The sequence below is a fragment of the Bifidobacterium hapali genome (assembly GCF_002259755.1).
GTDB classification, from domain to species: Bacteria; Actinomycetota; Actinomycetes; order Actinomycetales; family Bifidobacteriaceae; genus Bifidobacterium; species Bifidobacterium hapali.
Window position 1 is genome coordinate 148,205 of the sequence record NZ_MWWY01000005.1, and the last position, 20,693, is coordinate 168,897.

General features: G+C 53.0%; 13 protein-coding genes and 1 tRNA gene. 11 read left to right on the forward strand and 3 right to left on the reverse strand.

Annotated features, from left to right (window positions below; genetic code table 11):
- The first annotated feature begins 54 nt into the window (after nt 1-54).
- Together BHAP_RS01245 and BHAP_RS01250 are read left to right on the forward strand one after the other, a co-directional pair.
- Nucleotides 55-978: a YlbL family protein gene (locus BHAP_RS01245; RefSeq protein ID WP_094728837.1), complete on the forward strand. Its 924-nt coding sequence runs from the start codon at nt 55-57 to the stop codon at nt 976-978.
- Between the two features lie 131 nt (nt 979-1,109).
- Nucleotides 1,110-1,526: a DUF3052 domain-containing protein gene (locus BHAP_RS01250; RefSeq protein WP_094728839.1), complete on the forward strand. Its 417-nt coding sequence runs from the start codon at nt 1,110-1,112 to the stop codon at nt 1,524-1,526.
- A 101-nt stretch (nt 1,527-1,627) separates the two neighbouring features.
- On the opposite strand, the gene BHAP_RS01255 is transcribed toward BHAP_RS01250, so the two are convergent.
- Nucleotides 1,628-1,701, reverse strand: a tRNA-Val gene (locus tag BHAP_RS01255).
- A gap of 150 nt (nt 1,702-1,851) precedes the next feature.
- Between BHAP_RS01255 and BHAP_RS01260 the strand changes: the two genes are divergently transcribed.
- The 6 genes from BHAP_RS01260 to BHAP_RS01285 all read left to right on the forward strand — a co-directional run bounded on the left by BHAP_RS01260 (nt 1,852) and on the right by BHAP_RS01285 (nt 9,475).
- Nucleotides 1,852-3,555: a DivIVA domain-containing protein gene (locus BHAP_RS01260; protein WP_094728841.1), complete on the forward strand. Its 1,704-nt coding sequence runs from the start codon at nt 1,852-1,854 to the stop codon at nt 3,553-3,555.
- Nucleotides 3,556-3,673: 118 nt separating this feature from the next.
- Entirely contained in the window at nt 3,674-4,858 is a 1,185-nt protein-coding gene (gene dxr / locus BHAP_RS01265) for a 1-deoxy-D-xylulose-5-phosphate reductoisomerase (RefSeq protein WP_094728843.1), read from the forward strand.
- Between the two features lie 84 nt (nt 4,859-4,942).
- Nucleotides 4,943-6,181, forward strand: coding sequence for a flavodoxin-dependent (E)-4-hydroxy-3-methylbut-2-enyl-diphosphate synthase (gene ispG, locus BHAP_RS01270; RefSeq protein ID WP_094728845.1), 1,239 nt, complete (start codon nt 4,943-4,945; stop codon nt 6,179-6,181).
- Between the two features lie 50 nt (nt 6,182-6,231).
- Nucleotides 6,232-7,923 (forward strand): alpha/beta hydrolase, encoded by a 1,692-nt coding sequence (locus tag BHAP_RS01275; RefSeq protein WP_094728847.1) that lies wholly within the window; start codon nt 6,232-6,234, stop codon nt 7,921-7,923.
- Between the two features lie 35 nt (nt 7,924-7,958).
- Nucleotides 7,959-8,681 carry a DNA repair protein RecO gene (gene recO, locus BHAP_RS01280; RefSeq protein WP_094728849.1) on the forward strand — a complete coding sequence of 241 codons (723 nt, stop codon included), beginning with the start codon at nt 7,959-7,961 and terminating at the stop codon, nt 8,679-8,681.
- A 5-nt stretch (nt 8,682-8,686) separates the two neighbouring features.
- A complete protein-coding gene (locus BHAP_RS01285; protein WP_094728851.1) occupies nt 8,687-9,475 on the forward strand; it encodes an isoprenyl transferase in 789 nt (262 codons plus the stop codon).
- A gap of 42 nt (nt 9,476-9,517) precedes the next feature.
- Here BHAP_RS01285 and BHAP_RS01290 read toward each other — a convergent pair whose 3' ends face one another.
- Both BHAP_RS01290 and BHAP_RS01295 read right to left on the reverse strand, forming a co-directional pair.
- Nucleotides 9,518-11,092, reverse strand: a complete 1,575-nt coding sequence (locus BHAP_RS01290; protein ID WP_094728853.1) for a glycoside hydrolase family 32 protein — start codon at nt 11,090-11,092, stop codon at nt 9,518-9,520.
- A gap of 155 nt (nt 11,093-11,247) precedes the next feature.
- Complete coding sequence (locus BHAP_RS01295) at nt 11,248-12,291, reverse strand: LacI family DNA-binding transcriptional regulator (protein ID WP_094728855.1); 1,044 nt, start codon at nt 12,289-12,291, stop codon at nt 11,248-11,250.
- A gap of 270 nt (nt 12,292-12,561) precedes the next feature.
- Between BHAP_RS01295 and BHAP_RS01300 the strand changes: the two genes are divergently transcribed.
- The 3 genes from BHAP_RS01300 to smc all read left to right on the forward strand — a co-directional run bounded on the left by BHAP_RS01300 (nt 12,562) and on the right by smc (nt 20,672).
- Nucleotides 12,562-15,141 (forward strand): excinuclease ABC subunit UvrA, encoded by a 2,580-nt coding sequence (locus tag BHAP_RS01300; protein WP_244569212.1) that lies wholly within the window; start codon nt 12,562-12,564, stop codon nt 15,139-15,141.
- Between the two features lie 168 nt (nt 15,142-15,309).
- Nucleotides 15,310-16,956 (forward strand): bifunctional folylpolyglutamate synthase/dihydrofolate synthase, encoded by a 1,647-nt coding sequence (locus BHAP_RS01305; protein WP_094728857.1) that lies wholly within the window; start codon nt 15,310-15,312, stop codon nt 16,954-16,956.
- A 29-nt stretch (nt 16,957-16,985) separates the two neighbouring features.
- A complete protein-coding gene (gene smc, locus BHAP_RS01310) occupies nt 16,986-20,672 on the forward strand; it encodes a chromosome segregation protein SMC (protein WP_094728859.1) in 3,687 nt (1,228 codons plus the stop codon).
- Nucleotides 20,673-20,693: the final 21 nt, after the last annotated feature.

Consider the following 20,693-nt stretch of genomic DNA (forward strand, 5'->3'; position numbering starts at 1 on the left):
AGTCCGTTCCCTGCTTCATGTGTTAACGTCAGTTGGTTCCATAGTATTGGAGGTATGCCGAAAATGCACCTGAAACGCCAGCCTCACGCCAAAGGCATATTTCATAACGACCGTCGCACGCCACGCGTGTCATGGTCAACGTTCTTGCGTCACCCCGTGGCTTCGATCAAGTCATATCTTGGTATCGGTGTGGTGGTGCCGGCGCGATACTTTACTGGTGCGTTTGCTGTGCTGCTGTCGATTATCGTGCTCTGTTTGCCGAGTGCGTATGCGGTCGAAGGCCCGGGGCCGACTGCCGATGTGCTCGGTGAGACGGACGGCAAAACCGTTATTACGGTTACCGGAGCCGACACACATCACGATTCCGGCAAATTGTTACTGGTTACCGTGAACGCGTCTGGCGTGCCGGGCTATCCAGTCACCAATGCGGAAACATTGTTCGCATGGCTTGACCCGAATCATACGGTTATGCCGCAGGAAGCTGTGGTCCCGGTAGGACAGAGCGCTGAAGAATACCAGCGTGAAAGTGAGCAGGAGATGACATCGTCGCAGGATGCGGCAGCGGCTGCGGCACTTGCATATGCGGCAACGCTTGGTGTGAACGCGGATGGTGTGAACGTCACTATGCACGTCGATGATATTGGCGGACCGTCTGCTGGCATGATGTATGCACTTGGACTCATCGACAAGCTCACTGCTGCCAACGAGACAGGCGGTGCGACGATTGCTGGCACTGGCACGATGGACAAGTCTGGCAAGGTTGGTGCGATCGGCGGTATTCGACTCAAAATGATCGGTGCGAAACGCGATGGCGCGACGTGGTTCCTTGCTCCTGAATCAAATTGTGATGAAGTCGTTGGCCATGTGCCCGACGGCTTGCGCGATGTGAAAGTCGCGACACTTGATGAGGCGTATCAAGCGCTTGCCGCTATCGGCGAGGGCAAAGGCGACACGCTGGCTCATTGCACTGTGAAGTGAAAGTTGATATTGGCCTATTGTGCGGCGCGTCGAGATATTTTTACGGTTTTATTGGCGTTATACGACCGCTCCGTGAGACGCGCCGCGCGTGTTAACGTGGCTGTTCGCCTCGGTTTGCTAATGTATGTCCCGTGAATCAAACGGCATCTGATAACGCTGAAGAGTTCGGTTTCCACGCGGGCGACATCGTCCAAGAGTGGATGTGGGACGAGGACGTGGATGATTCTATCCGCGCCAAGATTGAGAATTTGACTGGCGAAGATCTGGTCGATGAGGATTACGATTCCGCTGTTGACGGCGTCATTATTTGGTGGCGTGACGGCGATGACGAGGATGAGCTATCCGACACCATCGTGGATGCGTATGCGGTACTTGGTGATGATGGCCCGCTGTGGGTGCTAACGCCTAAGCCGGGACGCCCGGGCGCAGCGAGTTCCAGCACGGTGCAGTCTGCTGCAAAAACTGCTGGTATGAACGCTGCGACTCCGCTGACGATCAGCAAGGACTGGAACGGCATTCGCCTGCGAGCTTTCGGCAAAGGCCGCTGAGCTGGTTTCGAATGCAGACAATGAGCACAAGTGAAGTAAGTAGATAAGCGTAAGGCCGTCAACAAACTCATTGCTGACGGCCTTACGCTTATCCCACCAAGTGGGCGATGAGGGGCTCGAACCCCCGACATCCACCGTGTAAAGGTGGCGCTCTAGCCAACTGAGCTAATCGCCCGCGAGCTACTACTGTAGCGTATACGGTAGGACTGGCGCGACACGCCAATAATTTCAGTATGTACGCGCGTTGCTGGTCGTTGACATCCATGAGTCGAAACTGCAACGTACAGTAAAGTTGTTAACACTATCCACAGGAGGTCGATATCCGATGGCGCAGGAAGCTGAAGCCGAACGCGGTGGCTCATCCATCGCCCGTGCCGGGAAACGTAAGTTGGGATACGATACCGGGCAGGTTGATGCGTTCCTGAACCGAGCACACGCGCTGTATGACGGTGATGCAGCTTCGTTGACGCAGCAGGATATTCAGAACGTATCGTTTGATCTAGCCAAGGATGGCTATGATATTGCGCAAGTTGATGCTGCACTGTCGCGTTTGGAACGTGCTGTAGTAGATCGTCAAACTTCTGCGCAGATTTCCGATCAAGGGCGTGTTGCGTGGCGTGCACAGACCGAAGAGTTGTACCGCCAGATTGCTCATCACGCCGAGCGTGCTGAACGAGAGCGTTTTGCTGACGGTCGCAAAGGTCAACCATCATATGATCGTAAACAAGTGGATCGCTTGATTGACGATGTGGTAGACAAGGCTACCGCTGACTTAGATCTCAGCGGTGCTAGCCATAACAATACTGATAGCTTGGCAAATATTACGTCCGTGACCGTGAGTAATGCCGTTTTTACGCAGCGTAAAGGCGCTCGCGGCTACGATGAGCGACAAGTAGATTATTTCCTCAATGCGTGCGTGCAATTATTGAGTCGTTTGGAATCTTTTGCACGAGTATCTGACCTAGTACAAAACGATCAAGATAGCGAAACGCAGTTTGCGCCGCAACAAGAAAGCAATACGCCGCAAGGCGCTGTTGCGCCGCTATTCCCCGCGGCAACTGCTACGGCAACTGCCGCTCAGGATGCTGGTGCGATCATGCCTGCATCTGATAATGCGTCGAGCGATTCGTCGTTTGATGCACTACACAAAGCGGAACAGGCAATTTTTGCTGCTCCTGCAGCATCAGCTGCTGTCAGCGCACAGGCTTCAGTTGCAACAGCAACGGAATCTAATGTCGTTGATACGCCTGCTGCCCCGCAGCCACCGTCATTCGCTCCGCATGACCATGATCAGTCTGCTGCCTCGCAGCCGGCTGAACCAACGCAGCCAGCTGTCAATGACTACTTTGCTGGTCAAGGTGATTCATCGTTGGCGCAGCTTGCACACATGGCTGAGGAATCGCAAGAGAGAACTGATGCTCCGAGCATATTCCGCCCACATATGCCAGCGTTAACAACGCCGATGGTACCTGACGCATCAACTGTACTCGCGTCCGCTGCTACTTCGTCGGCTGAAACGGAAGCTACCGATAAGACTACCGCCGACAAGGTCGAACCGAGCGTTGCGCCGCAGCAGAATGTCACCTCACATGAGTCTGCTAACACTGCTTCAGCTAACGTGACGGATATGCCGGTGTCATTCGCGCCGGCAGTCAAGCCAGCACATACAACGCCACGCGGCAGAGTCAGCCAATCCGTAGCACAGCCGGTCGCCGTCGTATCTACGCCGTCACAGCCGGTAGCACCGCAGCAGTCTGTGTCCCAGCCGGTGCAGCCAGTAGTGCCAGTACAACCGGTACAAGAAACCGCACAGCCGTTGCAGCCAATTGTTGTACAGCCAGCTGTTGTACAGCCAGCGGTATCGTCAACGCAGCAAACTGTGCCGCAAACTGCACAGCAAAACAGCGCAAACGATGCTCACGACAAGGATGACAGTGGTGTATTCCCATCCTTGTTCCCGCAAATCGACACTGACATCCCTGATTTGTCGTTCCCGTCGCTGTATGGCGATGACGACGACAAGAAGTAATTACACGGCCGGCGACATACCATCGCCGGCCGATTGCATGCTGATATGTCATGCCGTACGAATACGCATCAATAAGTAAATCAAAGTAACCATCGTCACATCATAAGAGGAAGGCACCGTGAAACAACAGGCATCAGTCGTCATCCTCGGATCTACTGGATCCATTGGCACGCAAGGACTTGACGTTATCTCACGTCATCCTGAACGATTCACTGTCACTGGTTTAGCGGCTGGCGGCGCACATGTGCAGTTGCTTGCGCGTCAGGTTGCACAATTCCACGTACCGCAGGTCGCGGTATACGATCGTGCTGCAGCCAAACCACTGCGCGAAGCACTTGACCGATTGGGTGCAACATACGCCAGTGTGCAAGCCGGTCCAGATGCGGTTATCGGCCTCGCTGGATGTGGTGCAACCGTGGTACTCAACGGTATTACGGGGTCAATTGGCTTAGCTCCTTCGATTGCGGCATTGCAAGCGGGATCGCAACTTGCATTGGCGAACAAAGAGTCAGTGGTTGCTGGTGGGCATTTGTTGTTCAGTGCCCAAACTCGTGACAATCAGATTAATCCCGTGGATTCTGAGCATTCCGCAATCTGGCAGTCACTGCGTTCTGGCACGCACGGTGAGGTGAGTAAGCTGATCGTCACTGCATCTGGTGGCCCGTTCCGTGGCTGGACGCGCGATCGCATGACTGATATCACGCCGGAACAAGCACTACATCATCCGACGTGGCATATGGGTCCGGTTGTCACGATTAACTCGTCGACATTGATGAATAAGGGCCTTGAAGTGATCGAGGCGAGTCGCCTGTTTAACGTGCCGCCAGATCGTATTGAAGTGACCGTACATCCGCAGTCGATTGTTCACTCGATGGTTCAGTTCTGTGACGGCGCGACAATCTGCCAAGCATCGCCACCGGATATGCGTCTTCCAATTGCACTTGGTTTGTCTGCTCCTGACCGTTTGCGTAATGTGGCTGCTGCGTGCGATTGGACGAAGGCTGCAAGCTGGACGTTTGAACCGTTGGATGATGAAGCATTCCCGGCTGTTTCCTTGGCGCGGCATTGCTTGAGAGCGTCGGAAAAGCATACTGCGGTGCTCAACGCGGCAAACGAACAGGCGGTTCACGCGTTTCTCGACCATCGTCTGCCATATTTGGGTATTGTCGATACAGTGAAGCGTGTACTTGACGACATGGATAGCGAATTGCGCGGCGCGCCACTGTTTGAATCCGTGGAGGAAATGAGTCAGATCGAGCAAGAAGCCCGCCGACGCGCTGACGATCTGATAAACAAGCAGTAGTGCCATTCAGTGATATCACAGATAACGGGCCGTGCGAGATGCGCCGGCCCGTTATCATGACCGTATAGGGGATTGAACCAGATCATGAATCCGTCGAATAGTGCCGCGAATAGTGCCGCGGTGAGCGAGCCGCCAGCCGATAAGCCGTTCCGTAAAACTGGTGCCGCTGCGATTAGTGAATCACCGTTGCATCCACGTCGTAAGTCTCGCCGCATCATGGTCGGTCCTGTTCCAGTCGGTGGTGGCGCTCCTATTTCAGTGCAGTCAATGACGAACACGCTGACTGCCAACGTGCCTGCCACGCTTCAACAAATTGCTGAACTGACGGCTGCTGGTTGCGATATTGTGCGTGTTGCTGTGCCGAGCCAAGATGATGCAGACGCGTTGCCTGAGCTCGTGCGCAAGTCGCCAATTCCGGTTATTGCCGACATCCATTTCCAGTCAAAGTATGTTTTTCAGGCGATTGACGCCGGTTGTGCTGCGGTTCGCGTCAATCCTGGTAATATTCGCAAATTTGACGAGGTCGGCCCCTCTATTTGTAGAGCGGCCACAGATGCTGGTATTTCACTGCGTATTGGCGTTAACGCTGGCTCACTCGATAAAGACCTGTACGCTAAGTATGGCGGTCCGACGCCTGAGGCTCTGGTGGCGAGCGCGTTGAAGGAAGCGCACATGTTTGAAGATGTTGGCTTCCATGATTTCAAAATTTCAGTAAAGCACCATGATGTTATTACGATGGTGCAAACGTATCGGCTGCTCGCATCAAAGGGTGATTGGCCGTTGCATCTTGGTGTGACCGAAGCTGGTCCCGCGTGGCAGGGTACGATTAAATCGTGTCTCGCGTTCGGCGCGTTACTGGCAGAAGGTATTGGTGATACGATCCGTGTGTCGCTGTCTGCGCCTCCAGTTGAAGAGGTGAAAGTCGGTTGCAAACTGCTTGAGTACATGGGTTTGCGCCAACGCAAGTTTGATATTATTTCCTGCCCGAGTTGCGGTCGTGCGCAGGTGGATGTTATTCAGCTGGCTTCCGCGGTGACCGAAGGACTGAAAAATATTACGGCTCCGATCCGCGTGGCTGTTATGGGCTGTATTGTGAACGGTCCTGGCGAGGCTCGTGAAGCTGATCTTGGTGTTGCTTCCGGCAATGGTAAGGGACAGATTTTTATTAAGGGTAAGGTTATTAAAACTGTTCCTGAAGATCAGATTGTCGACACGCTGCTGACGATTGCGAACGATCTCGCTGCGCAAATGGAAGCAGACGGTCAAGTGCCTACGGGCGCAACCGGTCCAGTTGTCATCCCGATTCAACATCCAAATCGGTGATACAGCACACTGCAGCGCCGACACGGCCGTGGAGTCTCGGCCGTAGGCTTATGTTACGGTTACCAATCGCAGTGATTCTGCTTGGCGCGTTGGTATATATTTCGAATGCGACTACAGTCCCGTGGAATAATGAGCCAACCGGTCAGACTATTGCCACGCTGAGTGCTGATACAGCGGTAACCTTCGATAATCCTTCGCATATTACGTTGCATACAACCGGTGATTTCGCAGTAGAAGAGCGCGATATTACGTTCGATGCAACTCGCCCGTCTACCGGTGAAATTCAACGTATTCATATGCGCATTCGTATGCCTCAAACTCGCGAAGGTGGACCTCAAGTTCCGAGCAGCGGTTTGTCCGGTATTGTATTTATGCATGGAGCTGGGCATGGGGGTACGCCTGACGATTCGTTTGGTGATATTGCGTCCAGTATGACATCGGCTGGTTTCGTTACCGCTGTTATTGACAAGCCGATTTGGTCTACGAACGATCTGACACGCGATTATCCAGCATCAGCTGCTGCCTACGATCAGGCCGTCAATCTGTTGCGTGCAATGCCGCAAGTTGACGATACTCAAGTTGGCATATACGCGACTTCCGAATCCACATGGATTGCCAACTATCTGCTCGAACAAGACGCTCATATTGCGTTTCAAATACTGCTCAGCCCGATGGTGTATACGCCACGACAGTCGCTCGGCTTTCTTGCCGCACAAGATTTCGCTCTCGTTGGCGCGAACGACGGTTACCAGTCTATCGTGCGCCGCGTGTTCAACGCGGACACAAGTCTCCTTGGATTTACAAACTTCGACTTGCAGGGCTTACTTAATCCTCGTGCGTATGCAATACCCACGTTCGTAGCGTACGGGTCGAAAGATGTGATGACTGCACAAGTTGACGGCACGCAGACGATATTGGAACTGGCACATCAAGCGGGTAATCGCAATGTGACTGTGCGTTCCTACCCTATTGCAAATCATGTCATGCGATTGGGCAGTAATGAGGAAGTTGGTACGCCGTTCGCTGACGAATACGTTACTGATATCACTAACTGGGCTGCTGGCATAACTGCAGGGCTGACGCAGACGAGCGAACGTGTGGCAGGCGGAACGATCTATCAGTCGATTGCTGTGCCAGACGACTTACAGTCACGGCGTGGATTAACTGTATACGGCCTTGGACTGCATGTTTCGATGATCGTGACGTTGCTCGTTGACTTGGTTGTGGCGATTATCGCAATGATTCGTTCGATACGATGGCGCATACACATGCGACGAGCGCTACGGCGAGGCGAGGAGATTCTAAGGCAACCGACGACCGCGCTCGGTTTCTCACATGGATTCGGTACCGCATTACTGACCTTAACCTTGACTACATGGGGCACAGTGCTTCTGTTTGCAGCAGGTCTTGGCCAAGTGATTATGGGCGTAGTCCAACTCGCATGGGGTTCAGCTCCTGATGAGCATCCCGGTATTATGCAATGGAGTTGGCCAGTTATTCAAGTTGTTTGTACGCTCGTAGTATGGGCGTGGAGTGGCGTATTTGCGAGATTAATCGAAGTTGCTTCTGACCGTGGTATTCTCGCATGGCCACCACGTAAAGGGTCCATACATGATATTGTTACTGGCCGTGAACCGGTGCTTGCTTCCACTCGGCTCGGCCGCGTATTGTTCTGGACCACTGTTGCGGCTATGCTGCATATCCTGCTCTTTTTCGCATTCTGGGGCTTATTCGTGTACTGACATTCGCGTGCGATACCTCGGGAAAGGATGATGCTATGCCGCTCTACCGCGATGAAGCCGTGGTATTACGTACTGCCAAACTTGGCGAAGCTGACCGTATTATCACCATGCTCACGCAGCGACATGGTAAAATTCGTGCCGTTGCTAAAGGAGTACGCAAAATAAAATCCCGCTTCGGGGCTCGGCTTGAACCATTCATGCGAGTCGACGTGCTCATTGCAACAGGCCGCTCCCTTGACGTTGTTTCACAAGCTGACTCGATCGCCGCATATGCAGCACCAATTAGCGCCGACTACGATGCGTACGTGGCTGCCGGCGTCATTGTAGAAACCGCTGACAAACTTGTGTCTGCTGAACATGAGCGTACGGACGCTCAATATCAGCTGTTAATCGGCGCGCTCAACGCGCTTGCCAAACACGCGCATCGAGCTGACAAGATCGGCGACTCATACGTGATGCGTGCGCTCGCGCTCGCTGGATGGTTGCCGCGATTATCCGCGTGTGTAGTGTGCGGAGAACCGGTGGGAGTGCCCGCGTATGTGTCGGTGGCTGCTGGCGGTGTAATGTGCGCGTCTGATCGTACACCGGATGCGCATCGAGTTGAATTGACGGTATTACGTCAGTTTGCAGCATTGGTTCGTGGAGATTGGACGGTGTTGGATGCGGGGGAGTTGTTGCCCGAGACTCGCCGACTGGTGGAGGAGTGGAGCGAATATTATATGGAGCGTCCGATTCGTTCGCTGCGCTTGCTACATTAGCGCTTATGGCTTTTGAGAACGTCGACTACACATCGCTGGATATTCCGGCAGCACCTTTTTCTAATCCATCTATTATTCCTGATTTTCCAAAGAACAAGGTGCCACGCCATGTGGGCGTGATTATGGACGGTAACGGTCGGTGGGCGAAACAGCGTGGCATGATTCGTACCAACGGTCATCAGGCTGCTGAGCCGGTCGTGTTCGATACGATTGCAGGCGCGATTGAAGCGGGCGTACGCTATTTGAGTTTGTACACGTTTTCTACTGAGAACTGGAAGCGTAGTCCGCAAGAAGTACGTTTTCTGATGGGTTTCTCGCGTGAGATTATTCACCGCCGTGTGGCTCAGATGGATGACTGGGGTGTGCGCGTACGCTGGTCGGGCCGTCGGCCGAAACTGTGGAAGTCAGTGATTGACGAGCTTGAAGTTGCGATGGAACGCACGAAGAACAATAAGGTTATCGACGTCGTGTTCTGTATTAATTACGGTGGTCGTGCGGAAATTGCGGACGCGTGCGCAGCAATTGCGCGCGAAGTGCGCGACGGTCGACTTTCTGGCGATCGCGTGACGGAAAAGATGATTGCGGATCATCTGTACAATCCGGATATTCCTGACTGTGATCTTGTGATTCGCACGTCTGGAGAGCAGCGTACTAGTAACTTCCTTCCGTGGGAGGCTGCGTATGCTGAACTTGATTTCGTTCCCGAATTATTCCCTGATTGTGGCCGCGAAGTGTTATGGCGTTCGATTGATCACTATATTCACCGCGATCGCCGTTTTGGAAACGCCAAATAGGCGCCATTTACGTGGCTCCCCTGACAGGGGAGCCACGAACAACTACTCAAGTCCGATGGACTTCAAGTGGTGAATTTTCAGCGAATCTACCTTGAGTGAGCCGGACTCAGCCACGAGTTTGATCGCGCGTGGTCCTTCCGCTGCGTACACGTATGAGCTCAACACTTGATGCCCGTGGTTCACATATACTTCGACTGAGCCACGATCCACGAATACACGCAGTTCCAGCTTGCCAGTGAGCTCGTCAACATCCAACGGTGCAGTCCGGTACCCACGGTCACCATATGTCATGGCACTGCGATCGACTACTACGCGACCAAGCTGGTCATCATAGCCGATCGCCGTATACGCGCCGTTTTCAGTCGCCTGTACACGCAATCCTGCACGCTCAGCAGTAGATGAATCTAAATCAATAGTCATCTCGATTTCTACAGCTTCAGCATCATCCAGCAGGAGTTTGTCGCCGTCCTGTTCCAGCGTAATCGTGCCGAGATCAATCGTATTCTCACGTAACTCTTCAATCTCTGCCACTGGTGCAGTATGGATATCACCACAGCGATCACCGAGGGTAATTTCGCGTGGAAGCGTGAGCTGACCGCACCAGCCGTCAGCTTGCATAGGAACTGGCTCGATGAACGGGCTCATCCAGCCGTACATGATCTGGCGACCGTTACCAGTGACCTCATCTGTATCGCCGGGAACTGTATTGAACGACTGTGGTGCATAGAAGTTGTGCCCGCAATCCCACGGGCGAAACTCAGTTTCTGGAACGAACTGTTCGCCCGGCGTCCACGAACCGATCTGATAACCGGCGTTGTTCACGTTGCGATTATCGAAGCCGTGCTTCTTCGCGCCCATCGCCGAGTAGCCAAGAACCCATTTCTCATTGCCTTGCGCATCGTTGATTGGGAAGAAATCAGGACATTCGAGCATGAACACGTCTGGATCAGGATGCTCAAACAATACAGTTTTGAACATCCAGTTGATCATGTCGTCTGACGTGTATAGCCACATTTGGCCGCGCTTTGCAGCTGAGGATACGCCGAATGTCATGTACCATGTACCGCCAGTTTTCCAGACCTTTGGATCACGGAAGTGGTGGTTGACTTGTTCTGTCGGGCAATCGACAACCATACCGAGCTTGGTGATATGCGTAATCTCATCGTTACCTGGCTCGGCAAGCATCTGCACCTGCCAGTCGCCGCTTGTACTATCGTTGCTGTCAATCCAGCGGTGACCAGTGTAGTAGAAGCGCAGCTTGCCGTCATCGCCGATTACAGCAGAGCCAGAGAATACGCCGTTTCTCTCTTGCTCAAGACTTGGTGCGAAGGCGATCGGTTCGCGACGCCATGTCACCATGTCAGCTGAAGAAACATGTCCCCAATGCATTGGTCCCCACTGAGTACTGTAGGGGTGGAGCTGATAGAAAACGTGCCAACGGCCCTTGTAGAAGCACAAGCCGTTAGGATCGTTAATCCAGCCGCCGTTGGAAGCGATGTGGAATTTCGGATACCAGCGGTTATTACGCGTCGCGGCGAGCGCAGTAACGCCAGCTTCAGCTTTGGCAAGTTGTTCGTCATGGTCAGCGAATGGAGTGTAAATGGGAGCGTCACTCATCTATGAGGTTCCTTTCGTGAGGTTTTGACGCTTGATATTGTATGGAGTCAATCGTTTGACGTCAACTAGTCACGCCCCGCGTGTCGAACCGGTTCGTGGCATGGTGGCGTAGTTGGTGTAGCTATGCCTTCACTGCAAAATCGCTCATTGCTTGATTATGCGCGTACAGAAGCTTTTTCGATTAATGCACAATGGATCTGCGCTGGTACTGTTGCATCAAGTGGCGGCAGAGGTGTAGTTGTCTGCGGCATAACCAAGGTGTCAGGCACTCCGCCTTCGATGAGGGATACGAGTTTCATGGTTGCCCAATAGCCCATTTCGTAATGTGGCAGTTCAACGGTCGTTAATCGTGGGATCAATGTTTGTGCGAATATTTGATGGTTATCAACGCCGATTACTGACACATCTTTACCAATGATGAGGCCACGTCGCGCTGCACATTCGTACACGTACCATGCGCGCGCATCGTTAAAACAGAAGAATCCGTCTGGATGCTCGCGATCAAACAGATCACTTACTGCACGCAATGCAGTCTCGTCGTCATCAACGTTGACAACAAGCCGATCATCAAACTGAATATTGCCATTGTCAAGTGCTTGTCGGTATCCAGCGAATCGTCCGTGTTGCGCGAATGTTGTGTCAGGCGCTCCAATATAAGCGATGCGACGACACCCAGCAGCAATGAGTCGAGCAGTTGCATCAAGTCCAATAGTGAACTCGTCCGGTTCTATGCTAGAAAAACGCCCTTGTTTGTCGGTAGCGTCCACCAGTACGAGTGGGTAGTCTACAAGCGCTTGTGGTACGTCGGTGTACTGATTAGACATCTTCGCATAGAGTACTCCGTCCACGCCATACCGTGCGAGCATTGCGATGCTATCCGCTTCGGCGCGTTGATTGTCGGCGTTGACGGTCAGCAGCATGTATCCAAGAGCGATCGCAGCTTCTTGTGCACCGAGAATAATACCGCCGGCGAACGGGGTAGTAGCAATATGTTCACTGACGAAACCGAGAATACGAGTACGCCCAGTACGCAATGACCGTGCCAGCGGATTCGATATATAACCGAGGCGTTGTGCAGTGTCGCGCACTTGTGCTGCGGTTAGTCGGTTCACGCGTCCAGCGTCACGACCATTGAGTACCAGCGATACGGTGGAGATTGAGACACCGGTTGCGGTTGCAATGTCCTTCATTGTCGTCATATGTCACACGATACACGCGAGATGAGCGTAACGGTGTTATGCACTAAAACGTGGTTGTTGCCCGCGTTGAGATTGCGGCGTATCTTTCCAGATAATGTATGTAGATAGATGACTTTGTGATTAGGAAAGTCTTTTAATGCTAATTGCACTATCTGATTGAACAAAAGGACATCCAAAGGTGCTCCAAATAACTGCTGGTCGAATGTACCATTAAGTTACTTGACTGCAATCGTTCGATGCATGGCCAACCATACAATAAAGCAAGTAAGTATGGGCTACTGGGGAGAAGAGGTAGAAATGGCGCGGGATGCGGCATCGGATACACAGCAAGCGCAACCAGAACAACAACTATCCCATTGCTCTCCACAAGCAATCCAAGTGCGCGGCGCACGCGTGCACAATCTCAAAAACATCAACATTGACATTCCACTCGGAGAGCTGGTTGGTATCGCAGGCGTATCTGGTTCAGGTAAAAGTTCGCTCGCACTTGGCGTACTCTATGCGGAAGGCTCCCGCCGCTATCTTGAAGCACTGTCAACTTATACTCGCCGTCGGCTCACGCAAGCAAGCCGCGCACAAGTAGATGACGTACGATATGTGCCGGCCGCATTGGCGTTGCACCAGCGGCCGGGCGTGCCATCTATTCGTTCAACGTTCGGCACGATGAGTGAACTGCTCAACAGCTTGCGTTTACTGTTCTCACGTTGTGCCACGCATGTGTGTCCGCAATGCGGTACTCGTCACGAACCGACGCTTGATGTCGCTGCGGGCCTGCCGCTTACCTGCCAGCAATGCGGCAAACAGTTTTATGCTCCCGGCGCGGAAGATCTCGCGTTCAACTCTGGTGGCGCGTGTCCAACCTGCTCTGGCACGGGCATTGTACGCGAAGTTAATCGTGCAGCACTCGTACTTGACGAGAGTAAATCCATTGATGACGGTGCGGTACTGCCGTGGGGCTCTCTCATGTGGGATCTTATGAAACAAGTGTGCGGCGCAATGGGCGTACGCACGAACATACCATTTCGTAACTTAACGCCTCAAGAACGTGACATTGTGTTCAACGGTCCAGCTATCAAGAAACATATCTTGTATCGGCCGAAGAAAGGCGATGATTTCGCTGAACTGGACTTCACGTATTACAACGCCGTGTATACGGTTGAAAATGCGCTCGCGAAAGCCAAAGATGAGAAGGGACTTAAGCGTGTGGCTCGATTCTTGAAAGAATCATCATGCCATGATTGCAACGGCACTCGGCTTAATAAAACTGCACGTCAACCTCACATACTTGGCATTAATCTTGCGCAGGCGAGCGCGATGACACTCGATACTGCGGTATCTTGGGTGCGCGGCGTGCCGGATACGCTGCCGCACGATATGCGGCAAATGGCTACTAATATTGGCGAATCATTCCTCGATACAGCGCGTCGACTGCTTGAACTTGGACTTGGCTACCTGTCCCTTGATCGTGCTGGCTCAACACTGTCGACAGGTGAGCGTCAACGTGTGCAATTGGCTCGTGCGGTTCGCAATCGTACGACTGGTGTGTTGTATGTGCTTGACGAACCGTCGATTGGTTTGCATCCAGCGAACGTCGAGGGGCTGCTTGGTGTGATGCATGATCTTGTTGCAGATGGCAATTCTGTGGTTGTTGTTGATCATGATGTGAACGTGCTTAAAGCTGCAGATCATCTTATCGAGATGGGACCGGTTGCCGGTGCAAATGGCGGTCATGTGATTGCGCAGGGCAGTGTACGGGACGTCTCAAGCAATCAGCACAGTCGTATCGCACCGTTCTTGTCGGCGGACGGTCAAACGCGTATTCGATCGCGCGTTGCGCAAAGCAGTATGTTTGCGCTTGGTCGTATTCATCTTGAATCTGGTCAACTCCATACGGTTCATCCGCTCAGTGTTGATATACCGCGTGGCCGTTTGGTTGCGGTCACTGGTCCGTCTGGTTCGGGTAAAACTACGCTGGTATTAGAAACGCTTATTCCTGCGCTGAAAGCTCAGGCTGCTGGAGAACCGCTGCCTGCGCATGTGCACAGTATTGATGCTGATGGTATTGTGCGTGCGAATCTGATTGATGCTACGCCGATCGGTGCGAATGTGCGCTCTACTGTTGCCACATATTGCGGCGTGCATGATGAGTTACGTCGCGCATTCGCGCGTAGTGATGAAGCCAAAGCGGCGGGTCGTAAAGCTGGCGATTTCTCCTACAATACTGGCAAACTGCGTTGTCCTACTTGTGATGGCACGGGAACGATTTCACTTGACGTACAGTTTTTGCCTGATGTGACGATCGCTTGTCCGGATTGTCGTGGCGGACGGTATGCGAGTGAAGCGAATTGTATTCACTGGATTGCTCAAGATGGTCGCGCGTTCACGTTGCCGCAGATGATGGCGATGAGCATAGATGAAGCGTTAGCAGTGAGCACGAACTTGCGGCGCGCGCACAGTGAACTAGAGACGTTGCATGATCTTGGTTTGGGATATCTCACGTTGGGGGAGCCGACTCCATCACTGTCGGGTGGGGAAGCGCAGCGACTCAAACTCTCCAGTGAGATGGGTCGCACGCAGTTGGATGCGGTGTTTGTGTTCGATGAGCCGACTATTGGATTGCATCCGCTTGACGTGCGCGTACTACTTGGCGTGTTTGATCGGCTGGTTTCGGCTGGTGCGACGGTAATCGTGATCGAACATGATCTTGACGTGATCGCTAATGCTGATTGGATTATCGACTTGGGACCGGGTGGAGGCGAGCGTGGTGGTCGTATTGTCGCTACTGGTACGCCTGAACAGATCGCTGCTGAACCGGAGAGCTTGACTGGACAGTACTTGTCGGTGCATTAAGCGGAAAACGTTGGAAGTGCAAGGAACGTATACGAGCGTATGTAAGGCACGTATAGTTTACGCAGTCTGCAACTACGCTACGCTCGAAACCGTGAGGTAAGTTCGACCTGAACTACTAGACTAGTGACAGTTTGAGCATTGAATTTGAGGAATGAGGGAAACGGATTCATGTCATACGAGCATCCGAACCGGAATAACGAGACTATTCGTGACGTTGAACGCAACATTATGTCGCGTCCGCCGGAGCATAACACGACCAACATGGACCTCGACCGGATGACGCTCATTCTTGACCTGTTCGGCCATCCTGAAGAGTCGTTCCGTGTCATCCACGTTACTGGTACAAATGGCAAGGGGTCTACTGCGCGCATGGCTGAAGCAATTTGCCGAGCGTACGGTATGCGCACTGGTTTGTACACGTCGCCGCATCTTGAACGTATTAACGAACGTATTGCCATTGACGGTCAGGAACTATCCGACGACGATTTCATTGATATTTGGGATCAAGTCAAAGATCTTGTTGACCTTGTGGACGCGAAAATGAACGAACAAGGTAAACCTCGCATGAGCTTCTTTGAAGTACTCACGGCAATGGCAATCTGGAAGTTTGCTGACGCTCCGGTTGACGTGGCGATTGTTGAAGTTGGCATGGGCGGCCGTTTGGACGCGACGAACGTGCTCAACGCTGATGCTGCGGTGATTGGGCCCGTCGATATGGATCACATGATGTGGCTTGGCGACACGGTCGAAAAGATCGCTGCAGAAAAAGCTGGCATTATCAAGCCGGGTTGTACCGCGATTATCGGCGCCCAGCCACACGAAGAAGAAGTCATGCCTATTCTCGAAGAGGCGGCTCGCTGCAATCATGCCACGCTCGTACGTGACGGTTACGAGATGGAAGTTGTCTCACGCATGCCGGCTGTCGGTGGACAGGTTGCTACGTTATCGACGCCATTAGGCACGTATACAGATGTACCGATTGCCAAGTTTGGAGAGCATCAGGCGCATAATGCGCTCGCCGCGCTTGCTGCTGCCGAAACGGTTATTCCAGTCTCCGGCGCACTAGACGGTGATCTTGTCGGCGAAGCGTTAAGCGGTGTGAAGATTCCAGGTCGTATTGAACAAGTGCGTACGTCGCCAACCATTATTATTGACGGCGGCCATAACGTGAACGCGGCTGAATCGTTACGTGCAGCTATCGAAGAAAACTATGATTTCCAGCAGCTTGTTGGCGTTGTCGCGATGATGGGCGACAAGCAGGTCGAAGAATATCTCGGTGTGCTTGAACCGGTGTTGAACAAGATTGTGGTCACGGAAAATTCGTGGCGTGAGCGTGTCATGCCGGCTGAAGAACTGGAAAAAATTGCGGTGCGCGTATTTGGACGTGACCGTGTGATTCGCGAAGATTCTCTGCCTGATGCGATTCAAAAAGCTGTGGACATGGTTGACGTGGAAGATGAATTGGGTGTCGGCTACGGTCATGGTGTACTGATTTGCGGCAGTTTCGTCACGGCCGGCGATGCGCGTACCTTGCTTAAGGAGCGTATGAACACAGATTTAGCGAAGCCGAAAGCTGAGCGTGTTGAACCTGACCTTGGAACTGGTCCAATCGTTCGCGAAGACAATGCGCGCGATACCGATGATGCAGCTGATCGTGATTTTGCAACGGATGCGAATCCTGATTTTGATCTGGACGATTTTGGTGATTTCGGACTGTCAAAGCTCGCGAAACAAGCTGCTGAAGACGACAATGCTGCGGATGCCGAAAATAAGAACGCTGACGATACGGACGCTGCTGACTCTTCATCCAAGTAGACCACACCATCTGTTGAGCCAACCACGATATGTATCTTAAGGAACTCACACTTAAAGGATTTAAATCATTCGCTTCGCCCACCACGTTGCGCTTTGAACCCGGTATTACGGCTGTCGTCGGACCAAACGGTTCCGGCAAGTCGAATATCGTCGACGCGCTAACGTGGGTGATGGGCGAGCAAGGTGCGAAGAACCTGCGCGGTACCTCAATGGAGGACGTGATTTTCGCGGGCACATCATCGCGTCCGCCGCTCGGACGCGCGCAAGTGTCGCTCACTATCGACAACACTGATCACGCGCTTGACATTGATTATACGGAAGTAACCATCTCGCGTACCATCTTCCGCAATGGTGGTTCTGAGTATGCGATCAACGGCACATCTTGCCGACTGCTCGATATTCAAGAACTGTTAAGTGATACTGGTCTCGGCCAACAGATGCATGTCATCGTCGGTCAGGGACGACTTGACGCTATTCTCAAAGCTGACCCGAGCGGCCATCGCGCGTTTATCGAAGAAGCTGCTGGCATTCTCAAACATCGCAAACGCAAAGAACGCGCACTACGTAAGCTCGCCAATACGGAAGCGAACTTGTCTCGGCTGGACGATCTACTTGGGGAAATTCGTCGTCAACTCGGCCCACTCGGTCGTCAAGCGCGCGTCTCTCGCCGAGCAGATGGTATTCAAGTTACTTTGCGTGACGCTCGTTCGCGTATTCTCGCTGACGACGCTCACCAGTCAGCCAGCGAACGTGAACGTGTACGCACTGAACTGACTGAAGTTCGCACGCAGCTGGGAACCACACGTCAGCAGCTCGCGCATCTCAAAGTACGCATCGAACAAGTTGAGTCGATGACATCCGCAACGTCACCTGCGATTGCACAAGCGAATCAACAGTGGCATGAGCTGTCACGTATTCACGAACGGTTGCAGTCACTGGCATCCGTGGCTGATGAACGTGCGCGATCGCTTGATGAGCGTATCGTCACCAATCTCGGTGAAGACCCAGCGTTGCTAACTAGTCGCGCAAACGAACTCGACGCGCAGCATACGCAGCAACAACAAGTAGCGCAAGAAGCGCGACTCGCGTTCGACAAAGCTACCGAGTATCGTGCAGATCACGAGAAGCGTCTTGCATCAGTGCGTCAAACATTGACTGAGTTGCGTCGTACAGCACAGCAACGGGAAACGAGAATCGCGAATCTACGCGAAATGATCGCGCGAGAAGAGTCAGCTGTACAACTTGCTGCAACGCGAAGCAATGATTTCACCGTACAGCGTGACGAATTAGTACATCGGCATGATGCGGCGGTTCGTCAACGCGACGAGCTGGAACGAACGATGCACGATGATGAAGCTGATGATGCAACGAGCGCGTTAGATGAAGCACGCCGCACATTGTCCGCCGCACAGGATGCACTCAACGAAGTACAAGATCAGCAGCGTGAGCTTAATGCGAAAATCATTTCACTGACGGCCAAAGCTGATGCGTTACGAGACACGTTAGACAGTCGCAATGCAACTGGAGCGCTCGAACGGGACTCCGGCGTGGATGTACTTGCTCGGCTCTCTGACTGCATTCACATTGAAGACGGTTGGGAAGAAGCTATTGCGCATGCGCTTGGCGCGTTTTCGGGCGCACTCGTTGTGGCACAACGGTCGAATATGTTGCATGCGCTCGAACGAGCGCGTGAAGACAAGCTTGGCCGAGCTGTAGTACTCACGCCGAGCACTGATGACCAGTACGATATTGCAGATGACAGCGGCAGTGTGCGTTGCGCGGCATCGCTGGTAACTGCAAATTCGGCTGCATCAGATCAGACACTGGCTGATGGTGTGGTGCGCGCAGTTCGCTCGTTACTTGCGGATGTGGCAGTCGCTGAAACATTGGAACAAGCGGATGCGATTATCTCGACGTGTGCGGCAGATGATCAGCCGGATCAACATAAGGACGGTAGGGTAGTGCCGTCTCGATTCAGGGTTGTCGTTACGCAAGCTGGTGAAATCATTACTGCAGTGGGCGGAGCAGGTGGTTCTTCGTCCTCGCATAGTGATCTTGCACTCGTTGCGCGACGTGACAAAGCACTCGCACGAGTCAACGAACTGCGCCAACAACTTGCCGCACTTGACACGAAAGTTGAGCAAGCTCGTGCTCAACGCGATCGCGCACGGCTCGCTGTCGATCACGCTGCAACCGCGCGTGCCGAAGCTCGACTTGCTGCCAAACAGCAACAGCAGATGCTCAACACTACTCATGATCGCATCGCCGATCTTGAACGGCAAATACGCGCATTTAATAACAAGATTGCCGCAAGTGATGAATCGCGCGACGATCATCAGCTCAAAGTTGATGATCTCAATCGTGCGCTCGCTGCCGCGCAAGCTGGCGATGGTCCAGAAGATGACGCTGACGAATTAACCGCGCACGAACACGAACTGGAACAGGCGTTGACCTCGGCTCGTGAGCAAGAGATGACTGCGAAAATCGCTTGGAATGATGCTAATCGTAAGAGCGATTCACTCGAACGACAAGTCGGATTGTTACGTGACCAAGCGCAAGAAGCTGCTACACGTCGAGCGCGACTGACTGCGGAAAATGACAAGCGCCGCGAGCAGGCGGCACATATTCGACAAGTTGCTGCGCATGCGCGAGCGGTAGCGGAACTTGTCAATCAGTCGATTACTGATGTTGCCGCACATCGTGACGAATTGCAGCAAACCGCATCCAGCCATGACGAAGAATTAAAAACCTTGCGCGCGCAACGCGATGAGCTTGAACCAGTCGTTAACGATCTCGATAAGCGTGAGCATACGCTCGATGTGACTAGAGAGCGACTCGCCACCGAATACGGGCAGACTAGTCAAAAGATTGCAGACGAACTGGGCGTGAGTGTGGACGAGCTTATCCGTGAGTTCGGGCCTGATCAACCGGTGCCAGTATTGGACGATAATGGACTGCCAGTACCGATTGAGGGTGACGTTGACACTGACGTTGCTGATGGCTCTGCTATCGAGACAGGTGACGATAGCCACGAACCGCAATATCGTACAGTCCCATACGTGCGCAGCGAACAGATCGTACGATACGAGAAAGCGAAACGCGACCTATCAGCGCTCGGCAAAGTTAACCCGCTCGCTGCGGAAGAATACGATGCATTACAAACGCGCAACCAGTATTTGCACGATCAACGTGATGACGTGGCACATTCGCGCGATGATCTCATGCAGCTAGTTCATGATTTGGATGCGACTATGGTTGACGTGTTCCGCCGCGCATTCGACGATACGGCTACCGCATTCGAGCAAGTGTTCGCCACGCTGTTCCCGGGTGGTACTGGTCGGCTGCGTTTGGAAAATCCAGATGATCTGTTGACAACTGGCGTGATCGTCGAAGCATCACCAGCTGGTAAGCGAGTCAAACAGTTGAGCTTATTATCTGGCGGCGAGCGATCATTAACTGCGCTCGCATTACTGTTTGCGATTTTTACCGCTCGGCCAAGCCCGTTCTATGTTATGGATGAGGTTGAAGCCGCGCTTGACGACGTGAATTTAACCCGTTTGATCAATGCGTTACGTCAACTGCGTGAGCATGCGCAGCTAATTATTATCACGCATCAGCAACGCACCATGAGTATTGCTGACGCGCTATACGGTGTAACCATGCGTGCCGATGGTGTGACTGCCGTAGTGAGCCAGCGACTTGTTAATCGTTCCTAGCTTTTGCGCTGCTGATGCGCT

Coding starts and splice junctions, on each gene's coding strand:
- smc (WP_094728859.1), top strand. CDS start 16,986: ATGTATCTTAAGGAACTCACACTTAAAGGATTTAAATCATTCGCTTCG.
- BHAP_RS01260 (WP_094728841.1), top strand. CDS start 1,852: ATGGCGCAGGAAGCTGAAGCCGAACGCGGTGGCTCATCCATCGCCCGT.
- BHAP_RS01290 (WP_094728853.1), bottom strand. CDS start 11,092: ATGAGTGACGCTCCCATTTACACTCCATTCGCTGACCATGACGAACAA.
- BHAP_RS01295 (WP_094728855.1), bottom strand. CDS start 12,291: ATGACGACAATGAAGGACATTGCAACCGCAACCGGTGTCTCAATCTCC.
- recO (WP_094728849.1), top strand. CDS start 7,959: ATGCCGCTCTACCGCGATGAAGCCGTGGTATTACGTACTGCCAAACTT.
- BHAP_RS01305 (WP_094728857.1), top strand. CDS start 15,310: ATGTCATACGAGCATCCGAACCGGAATAACGAGACTATTCGTGACGTT.
- BHAP_RS01245 (WP_094728837.1), top strand. CDS start 55: ATGCCGAAAATGCACCTGAAACGCCAGCCTCACGCCAAAGGCATATTT.
- ispG (WP_094728845.1), top strand. CDS start 4,943: ATGAATCCGTCGAATAGTGCCGCGAATAGTGCCGCGGTGAGCGAGCCG.
- BHAP_RS01275 (WP_094728847.1), top strand. CDS start 6,232: ATGTTACGGTTACCAATCGCAGTGATTCTGCTTGGCGCGTTGGTATAT.
- BHAP_RS01285 (WP_094728851.1), top strand. CDS start 8,687: ATGGCTTTTGAGAACGTCGACTACACATCGCTGGATATTCCGGCAGCA.
- BHAP_RS01300 (WP_244569212.1), top strand. CDS start 12,562: ATGGGCTACTGGGGAGAAGAGGTAGAAATGGCGCGGGATGCGGCATCG.